At 54.6% G+C, this 12,280-nt stretch carries 5 protein-coding genes, 1 tRNA gene and 3 rRNA genes; 7 read left to right on the top strand and 2 right to left on the bottom strand.

Features of this window, described 5'->3' with window-relative positions:
• Window positions 1-48: 48 nt before the first annotated feature.
• Complete coding sequence (locus OJ965_RS19730; protein WP_009092647.1) at window positions 49-711, top strand: DUF1481 domain-containing protein; 663 nt, start codon at window positions 49-51, stop codon at window positions 709-711.
• A 33-nt stretch (window positions 712-744) separates the two neighbouring features.
• Here OJ965_RS19730 and purD read toward each other — a convergent pair whose 3' ends face one another.
• Both purD and purH read right to left on the bottom strand, forming a co-directional pair.
• Window positions 745-2,025, bottom strand: coding sequence for a phosphoribosylamine--glycine ligase (gene purD, locus OJ965_RS19725; RefSeq protein WP_265137547.1), 1,281 nt, complete (start codon window positions 2,023-2,025; stop codon window positions 745-747).
• Window positions 2,026-2,044: 19 nt separating this feature from the next.
• Window positions 2,045-3,634 carry a bifunctional phosphoribosylaminoimidazolecarboxamide formyltransferase/IMP cyclohydrolase gene (gene purH, locus OJ965_RS19720; RefSeq protein WP_046100994.1) on the bottom strand — a complete coding sequence of 530 codons (1,590 nt, stop codon included), beginning with the start codon at window positions 3,632-3,634 and terminating at the stop codon, window positions 2,045-2,047.
• Between the two features lie 636 nt (window positions 3,635-4,270).
• Here purH and OJ965_RS19715 point away from each other — a divergent pair.
• The 6 genes from OJ965_RS19715 (at window position 4,271) to aceB (ending at window position 12,272) form a co-directional block, all read left to right on the top strand.
• Window positions 4,271-5,809 (top strand): 16S ribosomal RNA (locus OJ965_RS19715).
• Between the two features lie 87 nt (window positions 5,810-5,896).
• A tRNA-Glu gene (locus tag OJ965_RS19710) sits at window positions 5,897-5,972 on the top strand.
• 209 nt (window positions 5,973-6,181) lie between these two features.
• Window positions 6,182-9,085 (top strand): 23S ribosomal RNA (locus OJ965_RS19705).
• 100 nt (window positions 9,086-9,185) lie between these two features.
• Window positions 9,186-9,301, top strand: a 5S ribosomal RNA gene (rrf, locus tag OJ965_RS19700).
• Together the 16S, 23S and 5S rRNA genes with 1 tRNA gene alongside form the textbook arrangement of a ribosomal RNA operon.
• A 179-nt stretch (window positions 9,302-9,480) precedes the next feature.
• On the top strand, window positions 9,481-10,410 hold the full coding sequence (gene metA, locus OJ965_RS19695; RefSeq protein ID WP_154928673.1) for a homoserine O-acetyltransferase MetA: 930 nt from the start codon (window positions 9,481-9,483) through the stop codon (window positions 10,408-10,410).
• A gap of 263 nt (window positions 10,411-10,673) precedes the next feature.
• Window positions 10,674-12,272, top strand: coding sequence for a malate synthase A (gene aceB / locus OJ965_RS19690; protein WP_265137542.1), 1,599 nt, complete (start codon window positions 10,674-10,676; stop codon window positions 12,270-12,272).
• Window positions 12,273-12,280 lie beyond the last annotated feature (8 nt).

The raw sequence follows: 12,280 nt of genomic DNA, 5'->3' as shown, positions 1-12,280 counted from the left end.
TTTAAAACAGGGGGCGTTTCGCCCCTTTTGTTTAAGAGGCCAGCCATCATGACCCCGCTGTTTCAGCGTTTAGCTGTTCTGTTTCTTTCCCTGTTTCTGTTTAGCTGCAGCTCTGTTCCGGATATTCCCCCCTTTTCTGCCAGTGGCTATCTTGCCGATCGTGGTGTTGTGCGCATCTGGCGTAAAAACAGCGATCACCAGTCTGTCCATATTCGTACGATCTACACGCCGTTCAGTGGCGGTGAGGGCGAGGTGACCGATTATGTCTGGCTGGAAGAGGCGCTGATCAGCGTTCAGCGCCAGGTAAAAGGGAAGCAGCCTGATGATGTCACCCTGCGCTTTGACCAGGCGGGCGGCCTCAACTTTATGCAGCGTCAGCTGTCAGACCGGCGTGAAGCCGTGAGTGCTGATGCGGTGGAACTCTATAAGTTTGACGCTCAGCGGATGCGTAACCTGAGTGATGCGCTGTTAAGCGGTCGGGTATTCCTGAGGCAGGGACACTGGCTGGGCAATAATCTGCTGGAGAGTTGTGAAGGTCAGCAGGTCAGACCCGCTTTTGATGCTGATGCCCTGCGGATACTGACACAGCAGCAGCGCAGCGCCCCGGCACCGCTGATGGTGTCATGGCTGGACGCGCCGGAAGGCATTCAGCTGTTACGGATCAGTCAGCAGGATGAGTGCGCGCAGCAGCCGACAGAAGATGATATGTAAAAATAAAAAGGGGGCACCCGGTGCCCCCTGAACTTATTTGCGATTAATGGCGCGATAGCCAATATCGCGGCGGCAGAAGCTGCCCTGCCACGAGATGGGCTGTGTCAGCGCATAAGCCCGCTTCTGTGCCGCAGCGACATCCTCACCCAGTGCGGTAACGCACAGCACGCGGCCACCGCTGGTCAGCACCCGATCCTCTTCCAGCCGGGTTCCGGCGTGAAAGACCTTGCCGTCCGCAACCTCTTCCAGTGGCAGACCGTGGATCTGATCACCCTGACTGTAGTCACCCGGATAACCGCCCGCCGCCAGTACCACACCGAGCGCAGGACGCGGATCCCACTGGGACGTTTTCTGATCCAGTTTACCCTCGCAGGCGGCCAGGCAAAGATCGACCAGATCCGACTGCAGGCGCAGCATGATCGGCTGGGTTTCCGGATCGCCGAAGCGGCAGTTGAATTCGATCACTTTCGGCTGCCCGGTGCGATCGATCATCAGACCGGCGTAGAGAAAACCGGTGTAAACGTTGCCTTCAGCAGCCATGCCGCGCACCGTCGGCCAGATAACCTGATCCATGACGCGCTGGTGGATCTCATCGGTGACGACCGGCGCCGGGGAGTAGGCACCCATTCCGCCGGTGTTCGGACCGGTATCGCCATCGCCTACGCGTTTATGATCCTGGCTGGTGGCCATTGGCAGCACATGCTCGCCGTCGACCATCACAATAAAGCTGGCTTCTTCGCCATCCAGAAACTCTTCGATCACAATGCGGTGTCCGGCGTCGCCAAAGGCATTACCGGCCAGCATATCCTGAACGGCTTCTTCTGCTTCCTGCAGCGTCATCGCCACAATGACGCCTTTACCGGCGGCCAGGCCGTCAGCTTTAATGACGATAGGCGCGCCTTTCTCACGCAGATAAGCGAGAGCCGGCTCGACCTCGGTAAAGTTCTGGTATGCCGCGCTGGGGATCTGATGGCGCGCCAGGAAGTCTTTGGTAAAAGCTTTTGAGCCTTCCAGCTGTGCGGCAGCCTGAGTCGGGCCAAAAATAGTCAACCCAGCCTGACGGAATGCATCCACCACGCCAATGACCAGCGGTGCTTCCGGTCCGACAATGGTCAGATCGATCTTCTCGCGCTGGGCAAAATCCAGCAGGGCAGGGATATCGGTCGCACTGATTGCGACATTCTGCAGCGCAGGCTCTAATGCCGTACCGGCGTTACCTGGCGCAACAAAGACGGTTTCTGCCAGCGGCGACTGTGTCGCTTTCCAGGCCAGCGCGTGTTCACGTCCGCCATTACCAATCACTAAAATTTTCATCTGTTACTCTCCGGAACGATTAATGACGGAAGTGGCGCATATCGGTAAAGATCATGGCAATGCCGTGCTCATCCGCCGCCGCAATCACCTCTTCATCGCGGATAGAGCCGCCAGGCTGAATCACACAGCTCACGCCCACCGCAGCGGCTGCATCAATACCGTCGCGGAAGGGGAAGAACGCATCTGACGCCATGGCAGAACCTTTCACTTCCAGTCCTTCATCGCCCGCTTTGATACCAGCAATTTTAGCGGAGTAGACGCGGCTCATCTGGCCGGCACCAATCCCGATCGTCATCCCGTCACGCGCATAGACAATGGCGTTGGATTTAACAAACTTCGCGACCTTCCAGCAGAAGAGGGCATCACGCAGCTCCTGCTCCGATGGCTGACGCTTGCTGACCACGCGCAGCTGGCTGGCATCGACCATACCGAGATCGCGATCCTGAACCAGCAGGCCTCCGTTGACGCGTTTGAAATCGAGCGCTGCCGTGCGGTTCTGCCACTGGCCGCAGATCAGGACACGGACATTCTGTTTCGTGGCGGTAATCTTCAGCGCGGCCTCGGAAACGGCGGGCGCGATGATCACCTCAACGAACTGGCGGCTGATAATGGCCTGTGCTGTCGCTTCATCCAGCTCGCGGTTAAAGGCGATGATGCCCCCGAACGCAGAGGTAGGGTCGGTCTGGTAAGCACGGTCATAGGCTGACAGCAGGTCGTCGCCGGTCGCAACGCCACAAGGGTTAGCATGTTTAACAATGACGCAGGCGGGGTCACTGAACTCTTTGACACACTCGAGTGCAGCATCCGTGTCAGCGATATTGTTATAGGAGAGCGCTTTGCCCTGAACCTGTTGCGCGGTGGCAACCGAGGCTTCAGCAACCTGCTCTTCTATATAGAAGGCCGCCTGCTGGTGGCTGTTTTCGCCGTAACGCATATCCTGCTTCTTGATGAAGTTCAGATTCAGGGTACGCGGGAAGCGACCTGCAGGCTGATTGCGTTCACCGTGATAGGCGGGCACCAGACTACCAAAGTAGTTCGCGATCATACCGTCGTAAGCGGCGGTGTGTTCAAACGCTTTGATCGCCAGATCGAAACGGGTGTCGAGCGTCAGGCCGTTCTGGTGGGCATCCATTTCAGCAATGATGGCGTCGTAGTCGCCGCTGCTGACCACGATGGCCACATCTTTATGGTTCTTGGCGGCAGAGCGCACCATGGTCGGGCCGCCGATATCAATGTTTTCTACTGCGTCTTCCAGTGAGCATCCTTCACGGGCAACGGTCTGGGCAAAGGGATAGAGATTAACGACCACCATGTCGATAGGGCTGATGTCATGCTGCGCCATGATGGCATCATCCTGGCCGCGACGACCCAGAATGCCGCCATGCACTTTCGGATGCAGGGTTTTGACGCGTCCATCCATCATTTCCGGGAAACCGGTGTAATCAGAGACTTCTGTGACAGCCAGACCCGCATCCGCCAGCAGGCGAGCGGTTCCACCTGTGGAGAGCAGTTCGACACCGCGACTGGAGAGCGCCTGAGCAAATTCGAGGATGCCGGCTTTGTCAGAGACACTGAGCAAGGCGCGGCGTACAGGACGAGGTTGTTGCATGGTGGTTTATCCCTTGGCTTTGTTTCGCGTATAGAAGAGCGTTACATCAGGTTTTACAGCGGTTTTCTCTTCTATATAAGAAGGAAAGATCAAAAACCTCAGGTAACGCCCCTAAAAGGGGAGTCCGTCATATTGCCCGGCATTGTAGCGAAAACGTTTGCGTGATGCTCGCCTAAATTTGCCAGGCCCGGTGAATGTGGATAACGCTGTGTGTAACTGCGTATAACAGCGACTTTTGCTGTGGAATGCAGCGAACGCGCTTTTTTCTGCAATTTATGGGTTGCGCCTGTCTGACAACTCCCTATAATGCGCCTCCATCGACACGGCACAACGGCTTACGGAATGCGGTGTTGAGAGGTTCAGGAGACTGAGCCGCCGGAGAAAAGCTTCTGAAAAAAGAGGTTGACTCTGAAGGAGGAAAGCGTAATATACGCCACCTCGCGACAGGACGCTAACGCACTGTTCGCACTGCTCTTTAACAATTTATCAGACAATCTGTGTGGGCACTCGCAGGATTGATATCAGCGCCTTAGGGCGCACAAAAATATCAAAGCCTCACGAGTGAACACATAATGAAATTCATTATGACGTTTTACAGATGAGCACCGCTGAACTCGTTTCAGCAAATCAAACTTTAAATTGAAGAGTTTGATCATGGCTCAGATTGAACGCTGGCGGCAGGCCTAACACATGCAAGTCGGACGGTAGCACAGAGGAGCTTGCTCCTCGGGTGACGAGTGGCGGACGGGTGAGTAATGTCTGGGGATCTGCCCGATAGAGGGGGATAACCACTGGAAACGGTGGCTAATACCGCATAACGTCGCAAGACCAAAGAGGGGGACCTTCGGGCCTCTCACTATCGGATGAACCCAGATGGGATTAGCTAGTAGGCGGGGTAATGGCCCACCTAGGCGACGATCCCTAGCTGGTCTGAGAGGATGACCAGCCACACTGGAACTGAGACACGGTCCAGACTCCTACGGGAGGCAGCAGTGGGGAATATTGCACAATGGGCGCAAGCCTGATGCAGCCATGCCGCGTGTATGAAGAAGGCCTTCGGGTTGTAAAGTACTTTCAGCGGGGAGGAAGGCGGTGAGGTTAATAACCTCGCCGATTGACGTTACCCGCAGAAGAAGCACCGGCTAACTCCGTGCCAGCAGCCGCGGTAATACGGAGGGTGCAAGCGTTAATCGGAATTACTGGGCGTAAAGCGCACGCAGGCGGTCTGTTAAGTCAGATGTGAAATCCCCGGGCTTAACCCGGGAACTGCATTTGAAACTGGCAGGCTTGAGTCTCGTAGAGGGGGTAGAATTCCGTGTAGCGGTGAAATGCGTAGAGATCTGGAGGAATACCGGTGGCGAAGGCGGCCCCCTGGACGAAGACTGACGCTCAGGTGCGAAAGCGTGGGGAGCAAACAGGATTAGATACCCTGGTAGTCCACGCCGTAAACGATGTCGACTTGGAGGTTGTTCCCTTGAGGAGTGGCTTCCGGAGCTAACGCGTTAAGTCGACCGCCTGGGGAGTACGGCCGCAAGGTTAAAACTCAAATGAATTGACGGGGGCCCGCACAAGCGGTGGAGCATGTGGTTTAATTCGATGCAACGCGAAGAACCTTACCTACTCTTGACATCCAGAGAACTTAGCAGAGATGCTTTGGTGCCTTCGGGAACTCTGAGACAGGTGCTGCATGGCTGTCGTCAGCTCGTGTTGTGAAATGTTGGGTTAAGTCCCGCAACGAGCGCAACCCTTATCCTTTGTTGCCAGCGATTCGGTCGGGAACTCAAAGGAGACTGCCGGTGATAAACCGGAGGAAGGTGGGGATGACGTCAAGTCATCATGGCCCTTACGAGTAGGGCTACACACGTGCTACAATGGCGCATACAAAGAGAAGCGACCTCGCGAGAGCAAGCGGACCTCACAAAGTGCGTCGTAGTCCGGATCGGAGTCTGCAACTCGACTCCGTGAAGTCGGAATCGCTAGTAATCGTGGATCAGAATGCCACGGTGAATACGTTCCCGGGCCTTGTACACACCGCCCGTCACACCATGGGAGTGGGTTGCAAAAGAAGTAGGTAGCTTAACCTTCGGGAGGGCGCTTACCACTTTGTGATTCATGACTGGGGTGAAGTCGTAACAAGGTAACCGTAGGGGAACCTGCGGTTGGATCACCTCCTTACCTGAAGATACCTTCCCGCGCAGTGCTCACACAGATTGTCTGATAAAAAAGTAATGAGCAAAGCGTCTTGCGAAGACAGACTTAAATGTCCCCTTCGTCTAGAGGCCCAGGACACCGCCCTTTCACGGCGGTAACAGGGGTTCGAATCCCCTAGGGGACGCCATGCTCGGTGACAGGTGAAAGATGTTGCCCACATATCTTAAAGATGACTTACGAGTCATGTTTAAGATATTGCTCTTTAACAATCCGGAACAAGCTGAAAATTGAAACGACATGGCGCGTTCATTCTCCGTAATAAGAATGAAATGGCGACATGTCCGAGTCTCTCAAATGCTTACAGTCTGCAGCGTTGAAAACGCCTGTGGGTTGTGAGGTTAAGCGACTAAGCGTACACGGTGGATGCCCTGGCAGTCAGAGGCGATGAAGGACGTGCTAATCTGCGTAAAGCGACGGTAAGGTGATATGAACCGCTACAGCCGTCGATGTCCGAATGGGGAAACCCGGTGCACTCAGTGCATCATTGCAGCATGAATACATAGTGCTGCAAGGCGAACCGGGGGAACTGAAACATCTAAGTACCCCGAGGAAAAGAAATCAACCGAGATTCCCCCAGTAGCGGCGAGCGAACGGGGAGCAGCCCAGAGCCTGAATCAGCATGTGTGTTAGTGGAAGCGTCTGGAAAGTCGCAGGGTACAGGGTGATACTCCCGTACACAAAAGCACACGCGCTGTGAGCTCGATGAGTAAGGCGGGACACGTGGTATCCTGTCTGAATATGGGGGGACCATCCTCCAAGGCTAAATACTCCTGACTGACCGATAGTGAACCAGTACCGTGAGGGAAAGGCGAAAAGAACCCCGGCGAGGGGAGTGAAACAGAACCTGAAACCGTGTACGTACAAGCAGTGGGAGCACCCTTGTGGTGTGACTGCGTACCTTTGTATAATGGGTCAGCGACTTATATTCTGTAGCAAGGTTAACCGTATAGGGGAGCCGCAGGGAAACCGAGTCTTAACTGGGCGTTAAGTTGCAGGGTATAGACCCGAAACCCGGTGATCTAGCCATGGGCAGGTTGAAGGTTGGGTAACACTAACTGGAGGACCGAACCGACTAATGTTGAAAAATTAGCGGATGACCTGTGGCTGGGGGTGAAAGGCCAATCAAACCGGGAGATAGCTGGTTCTCCCCGAAAGCTATTTAGGTAGCGCCTCGTGAACTCATCTCCGGGGGTAGAGCACTGTTTCGGCTAGGGGGCCATCCCGGCTTACCAACCCGATGCAAACTGCGAATACCGGAGAATGTTATCACGGGAGACACACGGCGGGTGCTAACGTCCGTCGTGAAGAGGGAAACAACCCAGACCGCCAGCTAAGGTCCCAAAGTCATGGTTAAGTGGGAAACGATGTGGGAAGGCACAGACAGCCAGGATGTTGGCTTAGAAGCAGCCATCATTTAAAGAAAGCGTAATAGCTCACTGGTCGAGTCGGCCTGCGCGGAAGATGTAACGGGGCTAAACCATGCACCGAAGCTGCGGCAGCGACACTATGTGTTGTTGGGTAGGGGAGCGTTCTGTAAGCCGTCGAAGGTGTGCTGTGAGGCATGCTGGAGGTATCAGAAGTGCGAATGCTGACATAAGTAACGATAAAGCGGGTGAAAAGCCCGCTCGCCGGAAGACCAAGGGTTCCTGTTCAACGTTAATCGGAGCAGGGTGAGTCGACCCCTAAGGCGAGGCCGAAAGGCGTAGTCGATGGGAAACAGGTTAATATTCCTGTACTCGGTGTTACTGCGAAGGGGGGACGGAGAAGGCTATATCAGCCGGGCGACGGTTGTCCCGGTTTAAGCGTGTAGGCGGAGGGTCCAGGTAAATCCGGACTCTTTTAACGCTGAGGCGTGACGACGAGGCACTACGGTGCTGAAGTGATAAATGCCCTGCTTCCAGGAAAAGCCTCTAAGCATCAGGTAACACAGAATCGTACCCCAAACCGACACAGGTGGTCAGGTAGAGAATACCAAGGCGCTTGAGAGAACTCGGGTGAAGGAACTAGGCAAAATGGTGCCGTAACTTCGGGAGAAGGCACGCTGGCGCGTAGGTGAAGGGACTTGCTCCCGGAGCTGAAGCCAGTCGAAGATACCAGCTGGCTGCAACTGTTTATTAAAAACACAGCACTGTGCAAACACGAAAGTGGACGTATACGGTGTGACGCCTGCCCGGTGCCGGAAGGTTAATTGATGGGGTTATCCGTAAGGAGAAGCTCTTGATCGAAGCCCCGGTAAACGGCGGCCGTAACTATAACGGTCCTAAGGTAGCGAAATTCCTTGTCGGGTAAGTTCCGACCTGCACGAATGGCGTAATGATGGCCAGGCTGTCTCCACCCGAGACTCAGTGAAATTGAACTCGCTGTGAAGATGCAGTGTACCCGCGGCAAGACGGAAAGACCCCGTGAACCTTTACTACAGCTTGACACTGAACATTGAGCCTTGATGTGTAGGATAGGTGGGAGGCTTTGAAGCGCGGACGCCAGTCTGCGTGGAGCCATCCTTGAAATACCACCCTTTAATGTTTGATGTTCTAACGTGGCCCCGTGATCCGGGGTGCGGACAGTGTCTGGTGGGTAGTTTGACTGGGGCGGTCTCCTCCCAAAGAGTAACGGAGGAGCACGAAGGTCAGCTAATCACGGTCGGACATCGTGAGGTTAGTGCAATGGCATAAGCTGGCTTGACTGCGAGAGTGACGGCTCGAGCAGGTGCGAAAGCAGGTCATAGTGATCCGGTGGTTCTGAATGGAAGGGCCATCGCTCAACGGATAAAAGGTACTCCGGGGATAACAGGCTGATACCGCCCAAGAGTTCATATCGACGGCGGTGTTTGGCACCTCGATGTCGGCTCATCACATCCTGGGGCTGAAGTAGGTCCCAAGGGTACGGCTGTTCGCCGTTTAAAGTGGTACGCGAGCTGGGTTTAGAACGTCGTGAGACAGTTCGGTCCCTATCTGCCGTGGGCGCTGGAGAATTGAGGGGGGTTGCTCCTAGTACGAGAGGACCGGAGTGAACGCACCACTGGTGTTCGGGTTGTCATGCCAATGGCACTGCCCGGTAGCTAAGTGCGGAAAAGATAAGTGCTGAAAGCATCTAAGCACGAAACTTGCCCCGAGATGAGTTCTCCCTGACCCCTTGAGGGTCCTGAAGGGACGTTGAAGACGACGACGTTGATAGGCCGGGTGTGTAAGCGCAGCGATGCGTTGAGCTAACCGGTACTAATGACCCGTGAGGCTTAACCTTACAACGCCAGAGGCGTTTTGTGAGAGACATGATTTTCAGTTTGTGACGGATAAAGAATAAGCAGAAGCGAAGAATTTTTCGTTTCGTGCACCAAGATTTGCCTGGCGGCTTTAGCGCGGTGGTCCCACCTGACCCCATGCCGAACTCAGAAGTGAAACGCCGTAGCGCCGATGGTAGTGTGGGGCCTCCCCATGCGAGAGTAGGGAACTGCCAGGCATTATACAAGTGAAGAAGCCCCGCACTGACGTGCGGGGCTTTTTTACGTCTGCTGTTTGCCAGTCTAAGCTGAAACATTTTCATTTTCTGCATGAAACCTCGACAACTCACCCCAATCAGGCTAATGTTGGGCATCCAGATGTCTAAACGTTTATACGGTTGTATGAGGTGAGCAGGTTATGCCAATCAGGGTTCCCGACGAATTACCGGCAGTAAATTTTTTGCGTGATGAAAATGTCTTTGTCATGACATCATCGCGCGCCAGTGTTCAGGAGATCCGTCCGCTTAAAGTGCTGGTACTGAATCTGATGCCGAAGAAGATCGAAACGGAGAATCAGTTTCTGCGTCTGCTGTCCAACTCACCCTTACAGATCGATATTCAGTTGCTGCGTATCGACAGCCGGGAGTCGCGCAACACCCCCAGCGAGCACCTCAACAACTTCTACTGCAATTTCGAAGATATTCAGCACGACAACTACGATGGCTTAATCGTGACAGGTGCGCCACTCGGACTGGTTGATTTTAACGATGTCGCTTACTGGCCACAGATTCAGCGCGTGCTGCACTGGGCAAACGAGCATGTTACCTCGACTCTGTTTGTCTGCTGGGCGGTGCAGGCTGCGCTGAATATTCTGTATGGTATTCCGAAACAAACCCGACAGAACAAACTGTCTGGCGTCTATGAGCATCAGATACTGCATCCGCACGCGTTACTGACCCGGGGTTTTGATGATAATTTCCTGGCTCCGCACTCACGCTATGCTGATTTTCCTACCCAGCTGATCACCGATTACACCGATCTTGAGCTGTTTGCTGAATCGGAACAAACCGGTGCGTATCTGATGGCGAGCAGGGACAAGCGACTGGTCTTTGTTACCGGTCACCCGGAGTATGATGCCCTGACCCTGGCCGGTGAGTATCATCGCGATTATGAGGCGGGCGTGAAACCGGAGATTCCGTATAACTATTTCCCGCAGAATAATCCGGTGCTGCCACCGCGCGCCACCTGGCGCAGCCACGGTAATCTGCTGTTTTCGAACTGGCTCAACTACTACGTCTATCAGATCACGCCGTTCGATCTGCGTCACATGAATCCGACGCTGGAATAGTCCCGCTTAATCTTCAACTGAACCGTGTTAGCCGATGGCAGCACGGTTTTTTTTCGCCTGCAAAAAGCCAGATGAAAAGCATTCCTTTAAAAGATGAAACTTTAATCCGTTATGAAACAGAGAGATATCGCCGTTTAAATGCAAAAATGGAAATAGTTTTTGATTTAAGAAAATAAATGCTTATGCTCTGGATCTGTAGCTCACAAAACAAACAGCGAGTGGATCCGCTGCATTCGATCTTTTGAATACAGGAGAGCGCCAGCATGACAGATTCCGTGATCAGCCATACCCTGACCTTCAGCCAGCCCCTGAACCAGGCAGCAGAGAGCCTGTTTACCCCTGAAGCCATCTCGTTTTTAGCGGCTCTGGTGACACGCTTTGCGCCGCAACGCGAAGCACTGTTACTCGACCGTCAGCGGCGACAACAACGCTATGACCAGGGCACGCTGCCAGACTTCGATATGGAAACCGCTTCCATAAGAGAAAGTGAATGGCATATTCGATCCATTCCGGCCGATTTAGCGGATCGCCGGGTGGAGATCACTGGTCCACCCGATCGGAAGATGGTGATCAACGCGCTGAATGCTGACGTGAACGTCTTTATGGCTGACTTTGAGGATTCGCTTTCCCCGGCGTGGTCAAAACTGATTGACGGTCAGCTGACGCTGCGCGAGGCGGTGCAGGGAACGCTGAGTTACACCAGCGACAAGGGAAAAATCTATCAGTTAAACGCCCATCCGGCGGTGCTGATGTGCCGGGTGCGCGGTCTGCATCTGTCAGAAAAACATGTCAGATGGCAGGGTAAGGCGATTCCGGGCGGCCTGTTCGATTTCGCTCTCTACTTTTTCCACAACGTTCGCGCTTTACTGGCGAAAGGCAGCGGCCCTTACTTCTATCTGCCGAAAACCGAAAGCTGGCAGGAGGTCGCCTGGTGGCGTGAGATCTTTCGTTTCAGCGAGGATCAGTTCGATCTGCCGCGCGGAACGATCAAAGCGACAGTGCTGATCGAGACCCTGCCTGCGGTCTTCCAGATGGATGAGATCCTGTGGAATCTGCGCGATCATATCGTCGGCCTGAACTGCGGTCGCTGGGATTACATCTTCAGCTACATCAAAACCCTGCAACAGCATCCGGATCGGATATTGCCGGATCGCCAATCGGTGACCATGTCGCAGCCATTCCTGGATGCCTATTCGCGACTGCTGATTAAAACCTGTCATCGCCGGGGAGCATTTGCGATGGGTGGGATGTCGGCCCTCATTCCCCATAAAGATCCGGTGCGCAATGCCTGGGTATTGCAACGCGTAACGGAAGATAAGCAGCGTGAGGCGGGCAATGGGCACGACGGCACCTGGATAGCGCATCCTGGCCTGGCAGAGAGTGCGATGGCCGTCTTCAATGCCACTCTCGGCGATCGGCCCAATCAGCTGCATGTCATGCGTGAAGCGGACGCCCCGATCACGGCAGAGCAGTTACTTGCGCCCTGTGAAGGGCAACGCACCGAGGCGGGTATGCGTGCCAACATCCGCGTCGCGCTGCAATACCTTGAGGCCTGGATTAGCGGTAACGGCTGTGTGCCGATTGATGGACTGATGGAGGATGCCGCTACGGCGGAGATTGCGCGCACCTCTATCTGGCAGTGGATTCGCCACCAGCAAATCCTGGACAGCGGCCAGCCGGTCACCGCTGAACTGTTTCTGCGCTGGCTGAACGAAGAGCTGCATCTGCTGCAAAACACGCTGGGTGAATCCCGTTTCAGCGGCGGTCGCTACCACGACGCGGCGCAGCTGATGGCGCAGATCACCACCGAACGCGAACTGGTTTCCTTTCTTACCCTGCCAGGCTACCGCCTGATCCCCTGAACAGAGGA

This window comes from Pantoea anthophila (genome assembly GCF_026104315.1).
GTDB classification, from domain to species: Bacteria; Pseudomonadota; Gammaproteobacteria; order Enterobacterales; family Enterobacteriaceae; genus Pantoea; species Pantoea anthophila.
Note: the sequence above shows the minus strand (reverse complement) of the source record. Positions and strands in the feature narration are given on the sequence as shown.